Origin of the sequence: Rufibacter sp. DG15C (assembly GCF_001577755.1) — a bacterium.
Taxonomy (GTDB): domain Bacteria; phylum Bacteroidota; class Bacteroidia; order Cytophagales; family Hymenobacteraceae; genus Nibribacter.
Window position 1 is genome coordinate 594,453 of the sequence record NZ_CP010776.1, and the last position, 17,298, is coordinate 611,750.

A 17,298-nucleotide genomic window follows, 5' to 3' on the forward strand; every position below is an offset into this window, starting at 1 on the left:
AGGACAAACTGTCATGAACCAACCTCTAGCCGCATCCAACCTTTTTGAACAGGAATCAGTAGATAGGAAAGCGTTTTTAGGCTGTTTTCTGGAAAATAGGCCAAAAACGGTATCATGCAGAAAACTGGTAAAACTGGCAGAGGCCACGCAGTTTTGATAGATAAACAAGAAATGGTTCTATATTTGAACTGAGACATTTACCATACACCGATTTATAAAAAGACAATCATGGGAAATAAAGCAATCGAGATCACCGACGCTAACTTTGAGGAGATCATCAATTCAGATAAACCTGTCCTGGTAGACTTCTGGGCAGAATGGTGCGGACCTTGCCGCATGGTAGGACCCGTAGTAGAGGAACTGGCCGGCGACTATGAAGGCCGCGTAATCATTGGGAAAGTGGACGTGGACGCCAACCCGCAGACGTCTGCTAAGTTCGGTATCCGCAGCATTCCTACGCTTCTGGTTTTCAAAAACGGACAGGTAGTAGACAAGCAAGTGGGCGCCGTTCCGAAGAACGTTTTGGCTCAGAAACTAGATGGCCAATTAGCCTAAGCTAGCCTAGCTATTTTAGAATGAAAGAAGCCGCTCCTGTACAAGGAGCGGCTTCTTTGCTTTTGGCCTGTTTTCCAGAAAATAGCCCGAAAACGGCAATTATAGGTTTGAATCTGTTTCACTACTCGCAGCCACAAAGGCTTTTCTCAGCGGTACAGATATCGGCGTAGCCCTGTTCCAGCAATTTTAAGCGGCCGGCCAGGCGTTGGTTGTGCTCTTTGAGGAGGTCAGACTTCTCATCGGTGGGCGGGGTTTTCTGGATGCCTTCCAGTTCGGCTATCTCGCGTTTCAGCTCTTCTTTCTTCTCGCGCAGCTTTTGGATGTGGGCCGGCAAGGTGTCTGTGGGAAACTGGGTCTTAAAGGCGTTTTCCATGCAGGCGTCTTGCTTGAGCCAAGAAATGACCTTGCGCTCCACTTGCAGACCCAGGTCTAAGCGTCTGGCGCGCTCCTTCTCCAATTGCTGCTCTTCCAGGCGTTGGTTGAAGACGCGTACCGACTGCTTCACGTCTTCGCGGCAAGTGCGGCATTTGGTGGTGGTGGATTTCTCCAGCAAGGCGTTGCGCTGGGTCAGGGTCTCCTCCGTAGGCGTGGCCTCGCGCAGGCGGCTCACCTCTTTGGCGAACAGGTCATTGTACTGTGCGCTTTCCAAGCGGTTTACTTGTCGCGTGAAGGCCTCTCCTTCCAGAGTGGTGGCCAGGAATTCGGGGCTTGGCATCTCTACGGAGTACAGCTTGTTCAGGTAGAACTCGCGCTGGGCCACGGTGAAGGGTTTGCTTTGCTCCTGGTCTAGTTCCACCAGGGTGTTCACCAGTTCTTTGCCGTTCTTGAGGTTATGGTCGGTTTCCATGTACCCGTCGGCAGAGGCCAGGATGGATTGGTATTCGCCTTTGAAGATGCGCTGGTAGGTGCTGTTGCGGGCGAACTCGTTGTCGCGCTGACGGGCCAGCGTTTTCAGGCGCTTATAATCCTGTATCACCGCGAACAGCGTCTTGGCGTTGGCCTCGGGGCTGTTGTTCTTGTAGTTAAGGCGGTAGCTGTTCAGGTTCTGCTTCAGGTCGGCGAAGTTGCGCAGATACTCCACGAAGAATTTCTCCTGCTTGTAGGCATCGTCGTTCACCAGGCCGGCGCTGTAGGCCTGCTCAATGCGCACGCGGCGGCGCTCAATGGTCTCTGAGGAAATCTCACTCCCGGTCAGGGCGTCCATCTTGTACAGTGACTTGTAATTGGCCACCACCAGCACCGGATAGTCCTTGAAGTTCATTGCCGCCTCCAGCTTCTGCTTCTCAAATCCCTGTGGACTGTTGCTTAATAGCTCAGTCAACCGGGCGGTTCGCAAGGCAGGCACTTTGGCGAAGGACGGCACAAACACATATACCCTTACCGAATGCAGCCGCGTGTCAAAGTTCTGGCCCTCGTACAGCCTAATCGTGGAGCTGAACTTGTATTCCTGGCGCTTGGCGGAGTTGCGTATTAGATTCCCGAACTCGCCTACCAGAGACAGCATGGCCGTCTGGGGCGTGGCCAAAGACCCGATGTTGGTGAGCTGGTTGGCGATGATGTTAAAGAAGACTTCGCGGCTGTCTGAGGTGAACAGCTTGGCCTCCACCACCGCGTCAATGTTTCGCTCGTCGGCGGCCAACGGTAGTTTATCTATGATTCTGATGGCATCCAGGTGGTCAGAAATATGCGTAGTGTACTCCTTCTTGGAGTTGTCAATGGCGAAGTTGAACAGCGGGTACACAATGGGCTGTTGCCCAAACAGCTTGGCATTCTTGAGCTGCGCCGAAATGAACAACGACTCCAGGTTGATGTAGTCGCGCTTGCGGGCTTTGGTGGTGCCCTGCTCTAGTTCATTGATGACCTTGGTGAACTGGCCCGCGTTGAGCAGGTACATGTCTGTGGTGAGGTACTGCCACTCATCAGAGAATTCAAACTTGTCCAGGTAGTTGTATCCCAGGCGGGTTTCAATCATGTCCTGCCCCTGCGCCACAGTGGCGGCACAGCACAGCGTTACCCAGAAAAAGACTTTAGTTAGTAGTGTTGCTCTCATGTAATGCGGTTGCGTCTTCTCCCTCTAACGCAGAGGGCTCCCCTTCTCGTATCTTCTGCAAAGGTCGGGCTTTCAATGGCTTTTGCCAAAGGAAGGGGCTATAGAACTCGGTTTATATTTCCGAACTTTACCTCATACCCAAGTAACCTGTATGACGCTGTTTTTGCAACCGCTCTGGCAACTCTTCTCAAAACCTACTTTCTGGCTATTGCTGGTCATTGGCTTTACACTGGTGTATTTCTTTCTGGAACATGAGGGCTTTTATTTCGGGGACGACCATGACTACAGCCTATTTGCCATGCAACTGCTGCAAGGCACGTTCCACTTTGACAACTACTCCTTCTCCCACAGATTTATGGTGTTCGTGCCCACGGCCTTCTTTTATTTGCTTGGGGGACACAACGTCTACACCACCACGCTCTGGCCGCTGCTCTGCACGTTGGGCACACTGTACCTTCTCTACGCCAGCTTTAAAAAGGAACACCCGGTAGCCACCTGCTGGGCTTTGGTGTTGCTAGGGCTGTATTACTTTCAGCTGAACACGGTCAATTACCTGTACCCAGACAACATCCTCCTGTTCTTCACCACAACTTGTCTGCTGATTCTGTACAAGCTCAGAAACCCGCTGGCCATTTCTCCAAAGCAAGAACTCAACTGGGGCATTTCTTTCGCGGTGCTGAACCTATTGGCCTTTTTAACCAAGGAGACCATCGTCTACACGGTGCCTTTCTACCTGGCGCTGTTTTTTTTGCAGATAAGAAGAAAGCAGAATATTAGGTTCTGGGTAGCTGCGGCGGCCACGGGTGCGGTATTACTGACCATCTATTTCCTCTCCTACAAGATTTTCACCGGCGACATGCTGCTCCGCCTGCATGACATTGCCGCTACCAACACAGACCAAACCCGCCAAGACTACCTAGACAGCCGGTCGGCCACCTTGCTCCCGAGGCTGACCTACGGGCCGTTGCTGTTTTTCATTGGCTCTGCCTTGGCTATTCCGGCGGGGTTTGCCTTGCTTTCCTTTCTGCGCTTTGCTAAACCCGTTTCTTGGCGCGAGCCCCACGGCTTCTGGTTGCTGGCCATGGTCTGCATGCTGTTCCCTATCTGGTTTGGCTCGGCCACAGTAGACTTCTACAAGCCCATGCCCCTGGTACCGCGCATGTTTCACCCCTTGCTCCCTGCCTTTTGCCTGACAGCTGGCCTGGCGCTGGAGAAAGCCTGGAACCACAGGAACGCCTACCTGTTCATGGCGGTCTTGTTTGGCCTTGGCACTTGGCTGTCTGGCGATAATCTTTGGGTAGTGTACGCACCCTTGGCTGTGCTCTTTCTGGCGCTGTACCTTTACAACAGACCCGTACCTTTCTGGCTAGGCTTAGGGGCGGTGGCTTTGGTAAGCGCTATACGGCCGGTTTATTTTATCCTGAAGCCTACGGTCTCCTACTATTTTGAGCAGAAGAAAATCATAGACCAGCACCTGCGTCATGCCACAGGCACCCACGTGGTACTAATGGATTCAACCATGCTCTGGGGCTATGAGTATTTTTATGGCTATCAGGTACCCAAGAATTATACCTTCAAACGGTATGAGTTTTACTCAGCCCAAGACCAGCAGGCAGACACGGTTTTCCTGCTCATCAACAACGGGGTTTTGGAGCATCCAGAACTGATGATGACGCTCAGAGAACAGGACATCCTGCCTAAATTCCCGACCGCCAAATTGCTAGCCCAGGAGAAGAAGGTGAAGCTGTTCTACCTGCCCAAAGACTCCATCTCCGCCAAATAAAAAGGGGCCGAAATTCGATTCCGGCCTCTTTTCTGGGAATTATGGTAAAAACGGGCTGTGGCAAGGGATGGAGATATTCCCCAATGAACCCAATTGGTCACTTTGTGTCCTTTTGAACCGAACCTATGGGCAAACTATAGTCGCATTTACGCAAACGCCTGTCTAATTCGCTCACAAGGTCCTTTCAGGAAGACAAAAGGAAAATAGCATCTCAGCACATTAAACAATTAGCACACTAATTACTGCTTCTGCTCTTTCTTGATGCGTTGGTAGTCTTTCAGGTCAGCGCTGTTCTCCAGGGCCAAGTATTCTGCCTGCAGGGCTTTGATTTTGGTGGCGTGCCGAAGGATGATGTCATCATGCAACACTTTTTCACGGTCGTTGAGCTGCTTATAGATGGCGTTGGCGTAGTCCCAGTCTTCTAGGGTCCAGATCTCGCGGCGGTCTCGCACCTGTTGCAGGAAATAGATGTAGGCATCTTTGAGGTTCTCAGGCGTAGTCTGGGAAAGCATGCGGTAGTCGCCTAGCAAGTCTTTCTCCATCTGGGCTTTTTTGCCGGCGGTAGTGCCGCGGGCTTCGCGCAGTTTGCGCTCCTCACGCTGTTTGGCTAACGCTTCTCTGGATCTCTTGATTTCTTCTTTAGACTTGGCGGCGGCGGCGCTTGCTTTCTCGTCTAGCTGGTCAATCTCACGCGCGGCAATCTCCTTGCGCTCCCGGGGGGTGGTATCACAGCTGGACAACAGTAGAACCCCTGACAGAATTGCCAGCGAGCAGAAAGTCTTGGAAAACAGATGAACGCGTTTCATAGTAGTAGGTATGTGTAAACAACTCGCATACGCAGACTAGGGCAATTTAGGTGCTTTTGCCTGCGTTCACGGTAGCAAGGTATGGCAAAAAACGGTTTCAAGTACGAACTCGATTTCAAGAAAGTAGACTTCAGGGAGCATCCAGAGCTGTACCGTGTGGGCGTGGGCGAGCAGGGCGTGTTGCTGGTAGAGCCCTACAAAAGCGAGATTCTGCCGCACTGGCGGTTCAAGAACCCCGAAGTGGCCCTACCCTCGGCTCAGAAAATCTACCAGCTCTTTGAAACCTACCTCGCCCAGCATGACTTCGTGGGCGCCGACATGGCCCGCAAGTTCCTGCAGATGGGTTTCACGCGCGCGCGCCGGTACGCCAACCACAAAGGCGGCCGCAAGTATGAAGCCACCAACCAAGACCATTCAGAAGGCCTGCCCTACCCCTACTCCTCCGGAAGCGCCCACAAAGGCAATGACATTCTACCCCAAGAGGCAGACGCGCTCACCAACGAGAAAGCCCAATCGGCCGCAATTTTCAAGGAGTATTGGTTAAAAGCCAAAGACCATCCAGAGTATTTGAGGCAGAAGCAGGAATTTAGGGATGCTTATTATGAGAAGTAGCGTTTTTAGCCAGTTTTCTGGGAATTAGGCTAAAACGGATAGGCCTCACTAAAAACGATTCTCCCCTTGAGGGGAGCGTAGAGGGGTGTTTACACAGGAGAGCACATATTGCTTACTCTAGAGGCTATCCTAAGTAAATAGAGAAGTATCTCTATTCTTAAAAATCACCTTCCTCAGTTGGGAAAGCTTTGACCTGGTGATGCCAACACCCCTCTGCGCTCCCCTCAAGGGGAGAATCCGCGTTTAGTAAAGGCTGTTAACATTGAGAGGGGTTGTGTTAATGCATAGATGCGTTTTTGACCTTTTTTTAGGGAAATAGGCCAAAACAGAGAAGCCCCAGCATAAATGTCAGGGCTTCTCTGTTTTAACAATTTAATACTTATTGCGCCTGTTGCTTGGCTTTGTAAGCGGCTACGCCGGCGTCTAAGAATTGAATGAACTTCTGGACGTCTTTCTCATAGGCCACCGGTTTTACCAGCATGTTCTCGTTCTCGTCCATGAGCACGTAATACGGCTGGGCGTTCACGTTGAACTTGGTCACCTGGTAATCGGCGTATTTTTTACCGAGGGTGGTTTTCTCCTTCTGGTCGTAGGTGCTGGTGTACCACTCGTTTTTAGGGAGTTCGGTTTTGTCATCTACATAGAGCGCGGCAATCACGAAGTTCTCCCGCAGGCGTTTCAGAACCTCGGGGTCCGACCAGACGTTAGCCTCCATCTCACGGCAGTTCACGCAGCCGTGGCCCGTGAAGTCAATGAAGATGGGCTTGCCCTGCTCCTCGGCGCAACGCTTGGCTTGCTCCAGGTCAAAATAACCTTGCAAATTGTGCGGCAGTTCTAGAAACTCGGCGTATTTGGGTGTCTCGCATAAGGTAGAAACCGTCGTTCCGCCAGCAGTGGTGCCTCTATTGGAATACAGGTCAAAGTCTATGGTAGACTGCGGCGGCAGGTAACCGGCTAGGGCTTTCAAAGGCGCACCAAACATGCCAGGGATTAAGTAAACTACAAACGAAAACGTGGCAATGGCCAACAACAGCCTCGGCACGCCTAAAAACGGCAAGTCTGAATCATGGGAGAACTTGAGTTTGCCCAACAGGTACACGCCCATCAGCGCGAAAATCACTATCCAAAGCGCCAGATACACCTCGCGGTCCAGCAAGCGCCAGTGGTAGACTTGGTCGGCTACGCTCAAGAACTTAAGCGCCAGCGCCAGTTCAATAAAGCCCAGACACACTTTCACGGAGTTCAACCAACCCCCAGACTTGGGCAGGCTGCTCAGCCAGTTCGGGAAGATAGCAAACAAGGTAAATGGCAAGGCAAAGGCCAGGGAATACGCGAACATGCCGGCAATGGGCTTAAGCGTCTCGCCGCCCGCCGACATTACCAGGATAGAACCTACAATGGGGCCGGTGCAGGAAAATGACACCAGCACCAGCGTGATGGCCATGAAAAACACACCGTAATAGCCGCCTTTGTCTGCCTGCGCATCTGCCTTGTTCACCAGCCAATGCGGGAGGGTAATCTCAAACATGCCCAGGAAAGACATGGCAAAAAACAGGAAAATGGCGAAGAACAGCAGGTTAGGGAACCAGTGCGTACTCAGGAAATTGGCGGCCTCGGGCCCGGCCAGTTTGGCCACCAGCGTCCCGATTAAGGTATAAATAGCAATGATGGACAAGCCGTAAATCAAGGCTTTCATGATGGCTTGTCCGCGGCTAGCGCTGCCGCCAGTAAAGAAGGTTACCGTCATGGGCACCATCGGGAAGACGCAGGGCGTAAGCAGGGCAATCATCCCAGAGAGGAACGCACCCAGCATGAACTCCCAAAGCGTTTCGGTGGGCAAACCGCCGGCAGTGGCTCCACCACCCATGACCGCAGGGGCTGCTATAGTGGCAGTATCAGCTTTCTTATCTGCTTGGGCTGCTCTGGAATTCTCTATGTCTTTGTTGGGAAAAGGCGTGGTGGCAGTCAAGGAATCCACCGTAGTAGAAGCTAGTCCCGCCGAAGTAGAAACAGAGGTGCTTCTTGCTTTGTCCAAGGCACTCGTCGCAGGTGTTTGCTCAGTACCAGTGGTGGTAGTGGGAGTCGCAGGGGTTATAGTAGGCGCGGCGCCCGGCAAGACTTTTATCTGGGTGAAGTTGAAATCGCCTTCGCCGGGAATGCACTGGCCGGTCACATCAGAACAAACCTGGTACTCATAGCTGCCTTTCAGGACTAAGGTGGGCTGCAAGACTTTGATGCGCTGCCTGAACTGGGCCGTCTTGGTAAAATAAGTGTATTCGCCGCCCCAGGTGTCATCGTATTTTTTCTTCGGGCCCATGGGTTTCACCTTGCCCACCAGCGCAAAAGACGGGTGCTTCTGGAACGTGAACGTGGTCACCATCGGGCCCAGGTCCGGGTCAAAGTCAGAGGAGTAGAGGTACCAGTCAGGGATAATTTTCGCGTTGAAAATAAGGTCCACCTCCTCGCCTACTTTCACCTCTGTGCTGGAGACGTCATAGCTCCAGCTGGACGGTTTTAATACTTGCGCCTGCACCATTGTCACCAGAAGCAGCAAAGGAAGCAAGAACATCCACAGGCGTTTTAATGCCATATCATTTAAAAGTTACGGTCTTCAATAAAGAGGCAAATTACTACAATTACCCCATAAACAAGTACAACTCAACAGAAAGCCCTTTGTTCAAACATAGAGAAAAGGCTTACCTTCTGGGGCAAATCTCGTAGACCAAACGGTTATTAGCACTTTGATAGTGCTGATAAACCGTTAAATTTGACCTAATCTGGTTTCTTGACACCTTGAGAGCCGGTATACTCTATGATCCTAAATATCTTCTTGACCTTGTTTCTGGTGGCGCTCAACGGCTTCTTTGTGGCCGCCGAATTTGCGTTGGTAAAAGTGCGCGCCTCCCAGATAGAACTACGTGCCCAAGCCGGAAACAATCTGGCTAAAATCGCTTTTCACATGATTGGCCATTTGGATGCCTACCTGTCAGCCACTCAGTTGGGTATTACACTAGCCTCCCTAGGCTTGGGTTGGATTGGCGAAGGCGTGGTTTCTGAGATCATCATTGCCATCATGCACGCGGCGGGCTTTAATCCTGACCCAGTTCTGGCCCATAAGATTGCGCTTCCTATCTCTTTTGCCGTCATCACCGTCCTGCACATTGTGTTCGGAGAGCTGGCGCCTAAGTCCCTGGCCATTCAGCGGCCAGAGTCCACCACCTTGGCCGTGGCCGTGCCCTTGCGGATTGTGTACTATGTACTGCTTCCCTTCATCTGGGTGTTGAATGGCCTTTCTAATTTTATCCTGAAGCGGGTGGGCATCACGCCCATGCACGGTTCTGAGGTGCACACCGCCGAGGAACTGCGCCTGCTCTTTGAGCAGTCCGCTGAGAGCGGTGAGATAGGCGACAGCCAGCAACAGCTCATGGAGAACGTCTTTGAGTTCAATGAGCGCATGGTCAAGCAGATCATGGTGCCCCGCACCAAACTGGTGGCCCTTGACCTGGAATCTACCGAGGACGAGATCTTCAAAGTGGTTTTCAACGAAGGCTACACCCGCATGCCCGTCTACCGCGACACCATTGACAACATTGTGGGCATTCTCTATGTGAAGGACCTTCTGGTAGTACTGCGCGCCGGCGAACAGGTGAGCCTAGAGAAACTTATGCGCTCTGCGTACTACGTACCGGAGACCAAGAAAATCAGCCGCTTGCTCAAGGATTTCCAGCGTAACCGGATGCACATTGCTGTGGTGTCAGATGAGTTTGGCGGCACCTCGGGTATTGTCACCATTGAAGATATCATTGAAGAGCTGGTAGGTGAGATTCAGGATGAGTACGATGAAGAGGTTCCGCTTATTGAAAAGACCGGCGACTTTGAGTACAAGGTTAATACCTCTGTATCCATCCAAGATGCCAATGATGACCTGCCCTACCCCCTACCCGAAGGCGAAGACTATGAAACCGTGGGCGGCTACCTGAACATGATTTACGGCCGCATCCCAGAGATTGGCGACACCGTAGTGCACGGCGTCTACGAGTTCAAGATTCTGGAAAAGACCGAGCGCAACGTAGAGTCCGTCCTCCTCACCGTCACCGAGGACAAGCGCGACGATATCTTGTAAACGTTTTTACTCTTCTTGTATCATACCGTTTTCGGCCTGTTTTCTCTAAAGCAGGCCGAAAACGGTTTAAGCAACATCTGACAAATAAATGCTTTGGTTTTCTTGAACATACTACCTTCAGGTAAGACATTCATAACTTTTGTCCCTGCTAAAATGAAGTACCAGAAATTGCTCCTTTCAGTATGGTTTATAGTCTTGATGTTCAGTTGTAGAACGGCTGGAAAACCCGGTGCAAGATTGAGTAGAGCAGAATTTATAGACAGCTTCAAGACCATTAGCTTTTGCAGATGTGTGGAATTAGCTAACAATAAGAAACTTGATTTAGCAGATGATGATGTTAGCTGCCGTCCGCCTGACTGGCTTTACTCTGAAGGGGACGCGATAGATAGTCTGGTGTTGCGTGAAGTTAAAAAAATAAGGCTGGACTCTTTGGATAGAGCTCAATACCAAGTGGCCGAAGGAATGGACGGCAAGCATGTCATTTCCTCTTGCCTTACCTTCTATAACAGCCAAGCATTGGAGACTTCAGCTAGAAGGAGGGCCAAATTTCTAGGTTATTAGAATCCTGTATAAATTGAAATTAGCGTACTAGAATCGTTTCTTAAATACTAAACCCAAAAAGAACTCCAGAATCTATAAAGCAGTTTTAAAGCATCTTGACTTGGCGAACTAAGTCAAATATTTTCAAGTTTTTTTCACCCCAAAAGAAAACGTTTTCCCCTCGGCTCTCAGCCGGTTTTCTGGTTTCTGCGTAGGTGTAGCACCTGTCCGTTTTTGGCCTGTTTCTGTGAAAACAGGCCAAAAACGGATAACTTCGGTTTTACTTACGTTTACATGACCACGCCCCAACCCTGGATTATCCTAAAATCTGAGACTGTTTTCAAGCACCGCTGGTACAACCTGCGCCAAGACACGGTGCAGCTGCCCAACGGCCTAATTCTCGATGATTATTTTGTAAGCGTACGGCCGGCGGGGGCGCTGGTGTTTCCGGTAACCGCAGATGGCCAGGTGATTTTTGTGCGCCAGTACAAGCACGCGGCCGGCAAGATTCTGTTGGAGCTGCCCGGTGGCATGTTTGACGCAGAAACCGAAGACCCCAGTGAGGCTGCCGCCCGTGAGTTTTATGAAGAAACTGGGTACAGTGTAGCGTCCATTTCTCCTATTGGCATTCTCTATGACAACCCCACCAAAGACACCAGCCAGGTACACTTATTCATAGCGCATGGTGCCCAGCTCACCGGTGCCCCAGAGTGGGACGTGACCGAATGCGTGGAGGTGGTGCCTATTCCGTTGGCAGAGGTCATGCCTAAAATTATGGCTGGCGAGATTCAGGTGTCTTGCTCTGTGTCTTTGTGTTTTATGGCCTTGCAGCACTTGCAAAAAACTGTGTTTTAAGCGGTTCTTTTAGAGAGAATGGCTTGGTTTCTCTGGGGCTTTTAGGATTTCTGAAGAAAATTTAGCGCTAAGCCCAACTACCGGCGCTAAATGAAGTATAGGAGTAAGTTGAGGCATCGCCCCATCGGCTGGGCGTACCATTTTCTTGACAGGAAGGCCTCAGTCGTACATATCCTATCTTCCTTCGCACACCCATGGCAGAGAAAACAGAAAAACAGTTTTCTGAACTAGATTCCCCCAAAGTAAAACGGTCTAAAAAGGGCACCGAAACCATGTTCCGCATCACGGCCACCAACCAGATGCGCTTGAGTGACATGGCCGACAACAAGGCGCACATTCTCCTCACCATTAACTCCATCATTGTCTCCATTGTGGTGTCATTGCTGTTGCGCAAGCTGGGCACCGAGCCCAATTTGCTTATTCCCACCATCTGCTTTCTCATCACGTGCCTGGTAACTATTGTATCGGCTATTTTGGTGACTATGCCCAGAATCACTGAGGGCTCCTTCTCTAGAGAGGACATCATGAACAGAAAGGTGAATCTGCTGTTCTTCGGGAACTACCACAGCATGCGCTATGAGGACTATGAGGAAGGCATCAAGACCATGATGAACGACTCTGACTTTCTCTACACTAGTATGATCAAGGACAACTACAGCTTGGGTCTAGTGTTGGAAAGCAAATACCGCCGGCTACGTTTCTCCTACATGTTCTTCATGATCGGCTTTATCATCTCGGTACTCACTTTTGTAGTAGCCGAGGTGATCAGCACGCCGCTCTAGGAAAGGTGATTTTGGGCTGTTTTCTGGAAATCAGGATGAAATCAAATCCCTTGCTTCTCCTCCCCTTCCTGAAACCAGCTAGCGTACAAAACATAGTTATTAGCTGTCTGCGCCATTCCTGTGATTTGGTCAGGGCTTAGGGCTTTCACTTTTTTAGCGGGAACACCGGCGTAGATGTGTCCGCTTTCGCAGATGGTGTTCTCCAACACCACGGCCCCGGCGGCTATGATACAGTGCTGCTGTACTACGGCTTTGTCCATGACAATAGACCCCATTCCAATGAGTACGTTGTCCTCTACCGTACAGCCGTGCACCAGCGCGTTGTGGCCTATGCTCACGTTGTTGCCAATGGTAGTAGGCGCTTTCTGGTAGGTGCAATGAATGACAGCTCCATCCTGGATGTTGGTCTTGTTGCCGATGCGGATGCGGTGCACATCTCCTCTAATCACAGCATTGAACCAGACAGTGCATTGGTCGCCTAGTTGGACGTCTCCAACAATGGTAGCGTTGGGGGCAATAAAACAGGCATCGCCCAAGGTGGGCATGATTCCTTTGACAGGTAAGATAACTGGCATAGCGATATGGGTTTAACAAAGCTAAAATAAAAAAGCCTCTCCAGAATGACAGGCTTTTTTTATTACAAAGCGGCGGCTTACCTACTTAACAGTATAAGAGGTCAGGGAAATGCAACCCGACCCGTTGATTTTTTTCAATTACTTCTTTCAATTAGAGTCAAGGATTTTCAATCCTTAACTCTATGACAGCATCTTCTTCCAGGTGCCTTTGCGGAGGTTGTACTTAAGGGTGCTGGGCAGGGCCTTCCACCAGTAGCTGTTCAGCTCCACGGCAAAGCTGGGTTGCATGTAACAGTTGATGGTACAGCCTTCGCAGGCGGGCAGTCGGCCTTCCAGGGCAATCAGTTCTTTTACTTCTTTGGATTTGTACAGGTCATACAACTGTCCTTGGATGGGAAAGGTTTTAGCGCCCAGATGATAGCATGGCAAGACCAACTCGTTTTCCGGCGAAATCACCAGCGTGGTGCTGGCCGCTTTGCAGACCGGTTTGTCAATATGATTCCCGCCGTCCTTGCGCAGTTTCACAAAAGCCTCGTTCAGGTACACCCATTTCTGCTTGCTGAAGGTGACCAGGTAATCCAGCTCCTGTTCTGACAGCTGGTCGCCGGTTTCTACCTGGTTGTACTCAAAGGCTGGGTTCAAGAGCAACATCAATTTATTGGGTAGGCAAATATCATTATACACCCGCTCAATCTGGTCAAGGTTGTGTTTGAAAACCGTGAACAGGATATCAGGACGCTCACCCAAGGATTTAGCTATTTGGATAGACTCTAGCACGAAATCAAAACAAGCCACGCCTCTTCCGGTGTCATGCTCGGTCTTGTCCGCGGAGTCAAGGGAAAAGTGTAGCATATCCACCTTGCCTTTCAGGCGCTCGGCCCATTTGGGGTAGAGCATGCCGTTGGTGGTGAGCGTGGTAATGAAGCCCATCTCCTGTGCCGTGCCCAAAAACTGGTCTATCTGTCTATGCAACAAGGGTTCACCACCGGTAAAATCCACCACGTTCACCCCCAGTCGGCGCAGGTCCTTCAGGTTCTGCTTCACATCCTCTAGCTCAATATACGGCGACGGCTTCTCCCAAATGTCACAGAAGGAGCACTTGGCGTTGCACCGGTACGTCACGTAATAATTGGCCAGAACGGGATGATGGATTAAGCGCATTTAGGGTTGGTTCTACTGATGCCTTGGCTCCTGCAAGGTACGCATTGCATACGGGATTCAAGAAGAGGTGGCGAGTACCAATAGTTTTAAGCACGCATTTTTGGCTTACTTTCCAGAAAACAGCCAAAAAAACGACTGCCTAAAACTCAAACACAAACCCGAAGCTGGGCAGAAACGTCACCTCATCCTCATTTAAAATCAACGGAATGGCGTTGGCCCCGTTGGGTTGCAGGGGTTGGCCGTCTGTGGTGGCAAAACCGGTGTTGTCTGCGTTGCGCTGGAACGTGTATTGCGGTAAAGACGGGCCTTTGAACCTAAAGATGTTTTGAATGTCTATGTACACGTCCAAAGTGGTGCGTTTGTAGTTCCACTTCTTGTCCAGGCGCACGTCCAGTTGTTGGAAAGAGCGCAGGCGAAGGGTGTTCAGGCGGTCATAGTCCAGCAGACCAGTGCCCAGCGAGGCGTAGTTCTGTTGCGAGGCTTGCAGGTCAAAGGGCGTGTACGGTGAACCACCGGCAAACCGATACTTCCCGCCCAGTTCCCAGTTCTTGCCAAACTGCCAGCCCAGCAACCCAGACACCAAATGCCGGTTATCCCACGCCGAGGCGATGTAGTTCTCGTTGTCCAGCCCTGTGAATTCACTGCGCACCAAGGTATAAGAAACGGAGCCATAGAGTCCGCGGGTCAGCTTCTGCTGGAAGAAAAATTCGGCGCCGTACGCCCGGCCTTTGCCCACGCTGGCCACGGCCTCGTTTCCTATAGCTCCGAACTCAATGCCTTGGTTGGCCAGGGAAACCCCGTCACGCAAAGAAACCGGGTAATTGCCGTAGCGCTTGTAAAAACCTTCCACGGTGAGGCGGTTGGCAATGGACGGCAGAAACTCCACGCCCGCTACGTAGTGCGTGGACTTGAGATAATCGCTGCCTTGGTTGGCGTAGGTGCCATCGGCGTCTTTATAACCCAGCACCGTGTAGACGGGCAGACGGTAATACGTGCCTACAGATCCGTTCAGTTTCCAGCGTTCCGTCAGTGCATAGGACGCAGACAGGCGCGGGGACAGCGTCTCCAGCGGATTGTTGCCATCCGTAGTGAACGAGTTCATATCTGTGCGCACGCCTAGGGAAAGGCTCAGTTTGTCTTGCAGAAAGCTCTTGGACGTATGGCCGTAAAACCCGTAGCGGAAGAAATCCAAATCAGTATTGAAGTCCAGGACTACGCGGGGCTGTACCACAGTGCCGTTCTGGTCGCGCACCTCCTGCCGTATCTGGCTGAAGAAAGCGTTGTCATAGCCCACGTACTGCCCAATGGCCCCGTAAGAGAACTTCCAACCGCCCACAAACTTGTTCACGTCCAGGCGTAGTTTGTTCTCTCTCTCCTGCGACCGCGCCTTGAGCACTCTTCTGGATTCGTCTCCGTACTGCGCGTCCTCAAAACGGTCCAGCCGGTTTTCAAACACGTTTCGGCTCAGAGACACCTGCACAAAGCCGTTTTCTAAGGAGCGTTTCACACTTATGCCCGTGGTGTAGTTCCACTGGTTGATAAGCGGATTGGACCGCAAGGCGTATTCTTTTTCCGGCGAGGATTCCTTGGGCACGGCAAAACTGAATTCGTCAATGGCCCCAAGGCCCAGCGCCGTTATGGTGGTTTTGGCGTTTAGCTGGTGCGTGACCTTGTACTGAAAATCCCAGTAATTAGGCCTGATGGGCAGGTCAATGGCTTTGAACAGCAACTGCAAATAGGACCGGCGGGCCGAAGCCAGAAACGTGGTCTTGGGCGCCAACGGACCTTCCAGCGTGCCGGCTACCTCGGTGGCGCTCAGGCGCACGTTGCCTTGCAGGCGGTCTGGGTTGCCGTCGCGCTGTTTGAACTGGAACACGCTGGACAGGGCATTGTCATACTTGGCGTCAAAGGCGCTGGTGCTCAGGGTCACGTCCTCAATAAAGGACACGTTCAAAATACCCTGCGGACCACCGCTACTGCCCTGCGTAGAAAAGTGGTTGATCACGGGTATCTCAATGCCGTCCAGAAAAAAGACGTTCTCGCCGGGGCCTCCGCCCCTAATCACAATGTCATTCCTGAAACCAGCCCCCGTACTCCCTGCCCCGGCCACGCCCGGCAAGGTCTGGATCACCCTTGATATATCGAAATTCCCACCCGGGTTGCTTTTAATCTCCTCACTGCTCAAACTCTGTACGGACAAAGGCGTCTCTACCGTGGCTACCCGTATAGACCTGTCTACTGAGATGTCTACCGCTTGCAACTGTGTCTGGCTGGGCGCCAAGTCCAGGTTCAAGGTCAAGGCGTTGCCCGATGTCACGGGTATATTGAAACGTGTGACCGGTTCATAGCCCAAATACGTGGCCTTGAGGTTGTAACTGCCCGTGGGCACGCTCTCCAGTCTGTACCGGCCCTGCCCATCTGTGGCCACCCCCAGCGTAGTTCCCTCTAAACTTACCGTGGCGCCAATGATGGGCTCCTGGGTATTCCGGTCCCGCACTACGCCCGTGATTCTGCCCACGCTCTGGGCCTGCGCCTGATAAAAACCCAGAAAAAGAACAACTGAAAATAGGGCTAGGAAGGGTCTCATGTTGACTAGTAAGAAACGAGGTAATATGCGTGCAACCTAGAAACCAAGCTATTTGTTTTGAACGCCGCAGCACTACTCATTTTTGGCCTGATTTCTAAGAAACAAGCCAAAAACGGTATTACAGGTCAATGCCTTTGCTTCGCACCTCTTCATAATAATTGCAGAGATTCTGCAGGGCGCAAGACCCGCACTTAGGATACCGGAAGGTGCACACTTTCTGACCGTGTTTGAGCATGTGCCGGTGAAAATTGTAGAGTACATCGGCGTCTGGCGGAAACATCTCCAGCAGAATGGCGTGGGCTTTGTCATGGGTCACCTTAGCGCCAATCAATCCCACCCGCTGACTGATGCGGTGCACGTGCGTGTCTACGGGCAAGACCGGCTTATGAAAGTTGAAGAGTAGGACCAGCGTGGCCGTTTTCAGCCCAACGCCCGGCAAGGCCATGAGCCAGTCCATAGCGGGGGACACATCCATCTGCTCCAGAAAAGCCAAATTAAAGTCTGGGTGGGTCTGCTGAATGATGCGTAAGGTCTTCTGGATGTTGACGGCCTTGGCGCCCGGAAACTCAGCTGGTGACAATGCATCTGCCAACTCCTCTACGGGCGCATCCATGACCTGTTGCCAGCTTGGGAACCGCTCCAGCATCTGGGAATAGGCCTTTTCCTCATTGGCGTGCGTGGTCCTATGTGAGAGCATGGTAGAGATGAGTTCACGCATGGGGTCCTGCCGGGGGTAGGTGGGCAGAAGTCCAAAAACCTCGTTTAACCGTAGGTGTACCTGCCAAGCTTTCTCTTTGGGCGGGAGCATGTGGGCCAGTTGCGACATATAGAAAAGGTTTGTCCTTGAAACGCGCCAACGTTGGCAAAGT

14 protein-coding genes are annotated in these 17,298 nt (G+C 51.6%); 7 read left to right on the forward strand and 7 right to left on the reverse strand.

Going from position 1 to position 17,298, the window contains the following annotated elements:
• Window positions 1-228 precede the first annotated feature (228 nt).
• On the forward strand, window positions 229-555 hold the full coding sequence (gene trxA / locus TH61_RS02605; RefSeq protein ID WP_066505504.1) for a thioredoxin: 327 nt from the start codon (window positions 229-231) through the stop codon (window positions 553-555).
• 121 nt (window positions 556-676) lie between these two features.
• Here trxA and TH61_RS02610 read toward each other — a convergent pair whose 3' ends face one another.
• Complete coding sequence (locus TH61_RS02610) at window positions 677-2,605, reverse strand: hypothetical protein (protein WP_157600507.1); 1,929 nt, start codon at window positions 2,603-2,605, stop codon at window positions 677-679.
• 151 nt (window positions 2,606-2,756) lie between these two features.
• Here TH61_RS02610 and TH61_RS02615 point away from each other — a divergent pair, with 151 nt between their 5' ends.
• Window positions 2,757-4,388, forward strand: a complete 1,632-nt coding sequence (locus TH61_RS02615) for a glycosyltransferase family 39 protein (protein ID WP_066505509.1) — start codon at window positions 2,757-2,759, stop codon at window positions 4,386-4,388.
• Between the two features lie 239 nt (window positions 4,389-4,627).
• Here the strand turns inward: TH61_RS02615 and TH61_RS02620 are convergent, their stop codons facing one another.
• Window positions 4,628-5,194, reverse strand: a complete 567-nt coding sequence (locus TH61_RS02620) for a hypothetical protein (RefSeq protein WP_066505510.1) — start codon at window positions 5,192-5,194, stop codon at window positions 4,628-4,630.
• Between the two features lie 81 nt (window positions 5,195-5,275).
• Here TH61_RS02620 and TH61_RS02625 point away from each other — a divergent pair, with 81 nt between their 5' ends.
• Window positions 5,276-5,806 carry a DUF4385 domain-containing protein gene (locus TH61_RS02625; protein WP_066505511.1) on the forward strand — a complete coding sequence of 177 codons (531 nt, stop codon included), beginning with the start codon at window positions 5,276-5,278 and terminating at the stop codon, window positions 5,804-5,806.
• Between the two features lie 379 nt (window positions 5,807-6,185).
• Here TH61_RS02625 and TH61_RS02630 read toward each other — a convergent pair whose 3' ends face one another.
• A complete protein-coding gene (locus TH61_RS02630) occupies window positions 6,186-8,396 on the reverse strand; it encodes a thioredoxin family protein (RefSeq protein ID WP_066505513.1) in 2,211 nt (736 codons plus the stop codon).
• 222 nt (window positions 8,397-8,618) lie between these two features.
• Here TH61_RS02630 and TH61_RS02635 point away from each other — a divergent pair, with 222 nt between their 5' ends.
• The 4 genes from TH61_RS02635 (at window position 8,619) to TH61_RS02650 (ending at window position 12,106) form a co-directional block, all read left to right on the forward strand.
• Window positions 8,619-9,929 carry a hemolysin family protein gene (locus TH61_RS02635; protein WP_066505515.1) on the forward strand — a complete coding sequence of 437 codons (1,311 nt, stop codon included), beginning with the start codon at window positions 8,619-8,621 and terminating at the stop codon, window positions 9,927-9,929.
• A 153-nt stretch (window positions 9,930-10,082) separates the two neighbouring features.
• Window positions 10,083-10,490: a hypothetical protein gene (locus tag TH61_RS02640; RefSeq protein WP_157600510.1), complete on the forward strand. Its 408-nt coding sequence runs from the start codon at window positions 10,083-10,085 to the stop codon at window positions 10,488-10,490.
• A 273-nt stretch (window positions 10,491-10,763) separates the two neighbouring features.
• Complete coding sequence (locus TH61_RS02645; RefSeq protein WP_066505519.1) at window positions 10,764-11,324, forward strand: NUDIX hydrolase; 561 nt, start codon at window positions 10,764-10,766, stop codon at window positions 11,322-11,324.
• 194 nt (window positions 11,325-11,518) lie between these two features.
• A complete protein-coding gene (locus tag TH61_RS02650; RefSeq protein ID WP_066505520.1) occupies window positions 11,519-12,106 on the forward strand; it encodes a Pycsar system effector family protein in 588 nt (195 codons plus the stop codon).
• 41 nt (window positions 12,107-12,147) lie between these two features.
• Here the strand turns inward: TH61_RS02650 and TH61_RS02655 are convergent, their stop codons facing one another.
• The 4 genes from TH61_RS02655 to nth form a co-directional block, all read right to left on the reverse strand.
• Window positions 12,148-12,681 carry a gamma carbonic anhydrase family protein gene (locus TH61_RS02655; RefSeq protein ID WP_066505527.1) on the reverse strand — a complete coding sequence of 178 codons (534 nt, stop codon included), beginning with the start codon at window positions 12,679-12,681 and terminating at the stop codon, window positions 12,148-12,150.
• 180 nt (window positions 12,682-12,861) lie between these two features.
• On the reverse strand, window positions 12,862-13,842 hold the full coding sequence (locus TH61_RS02660; protein ID WP_066505530.1) for a radical SAM protein: 981 nt from the start codon (window positions 13,840-13,842) through the stop codon (window positions 12,862-12,864).
• Window positions 13,843-13,981: 139 nt separating this feature from the next.
• Window positions 13,982-16,429 carry a TonB-dependent receptor gene (locus tag TH61_RS02665; RefSeq protein ID WP_066505534.1) on the reverse strand — a complete coding sequence of 816 codons (2,448 nt, stop codon included), beginning with the start codon at window positions 16,427-16,429 and terminating at the stop codon, window positions 13,982-13,984.
• Between the two features lie 118 nt (window positions 16,430-16,547).
• Complete coding sequence (nth, locus tag TH61_RS02670; protein ID WP_231862289.1) at window positions 16,548-17,255, reverse strand: endonuclease III; 708 nt, start codon at window positions 17,253-17,255, stop codon at window positions 16,548-16,550.
• Between the last annotated feature and the right edge of the window lie 43 nt (window positions 17,256-17,298).

Excerpts from the sequence above, each read along its gene's own strand:
- nth (WP_231862289.1), bottom strand. The coding sequence starts at position 17,255 with ATGTCGCAACTGGCCCACATGCTCCCGCCCAAAGAGAAAGCTTGGCAG.
- TH61_RS02635 (WP_066505515.1), top strand. The coding sequence starts at position 8,619 with ATGATCCTAAATATCTTCTTGACCTTGTTTCTGGTGGCGCTCAACGGC.
- TH61_RS02640 (WP_157600510.1), top strand. The coding sequence starts at position 10,083 with ATGAAGTACCAGAAATTGCTCCTTTCAGTATGGTTTATAGTCTTGATG.
- TH61_RS02610 (WP_157600507.1), bottom strand. The coding sequence starts at position 2,605 with ATGAGAGCAACACTACTAACTAAAGTCTTTTTCTGGGTAACGCTGTGC.
- TH61_RS02645 (WP_066505519.1), top strand. The coding sequence starts at position 10,764 with ATGACCACGCCCCAACCCTGGATTATCCTAAAATCTGAGACTGTTTTC.
- TH61_RS02625 (WP_066505511.1), top strand. The coding sequence starts at position 5,276 with ATGGCAAAAAACGGTTTCAAGTACGAACTCGATTTCAAGAAAGTAGAC.
- TH61_RS02660 (WP_066505530.1), bottom strand. The coding sequence starts at position 13,842 with ATGCGCTTAATCCATCATCCCGTTCTGGCCAATTATTACGTGACGTAC.
- TH61_RS02665 (WP_066505534.1), bottom strand. The coding sequence starts at position 16,429 with ATGAGACCCTTCCTAGCCCTATTTTCAGTTGTTCTTTTTCTGGGTTTT.
- trxA (WP_066505504.1), top strand. The coding sequence starts at position 229 with ATGGGAAATAAAGCAATCGAGATCACCGACGCTAACTTTGAGGAGATC.
- TH61_RS02650 (WP_066505520.1), top strand. The coding sequence starts at position 11,519 with ATGGCAGAGAAAACAGAAAAACAGTTTTCTGAACTAGATTCCCCCAAA.
- TH61_RS02630 (WP_066505513.1), bottom strand. The coding sequence starts at position 8,396 with ATGGCATTAAAACGCCTGTGGATGTTCTTGCTTCCTTTGCTGCTTCTG.
- TH61_RS02655 (WP_066505527.1), bottom strand. The coding sequence starts at position 12,681 with ATGCCAGTTATCTTACCTGTCAAAGGAATCATGCCCACCTTGGGCGAT.
- TH61_RS02615 (WP_066505509.1), top strand. The coding sequence starts at position 2,757 with ATGACGCTGTTTTTGCAACCGCTCTGGCAACTCTTCTCAAAACCTACT.
- TH61_RS02620 (WP_066505510.1), bottom strand. The coding sequence starts at position 5,194 with ATGAAACGCGTTCATCTGTTTTCCAAGACTTTCTGCTCGCTGGCAATT.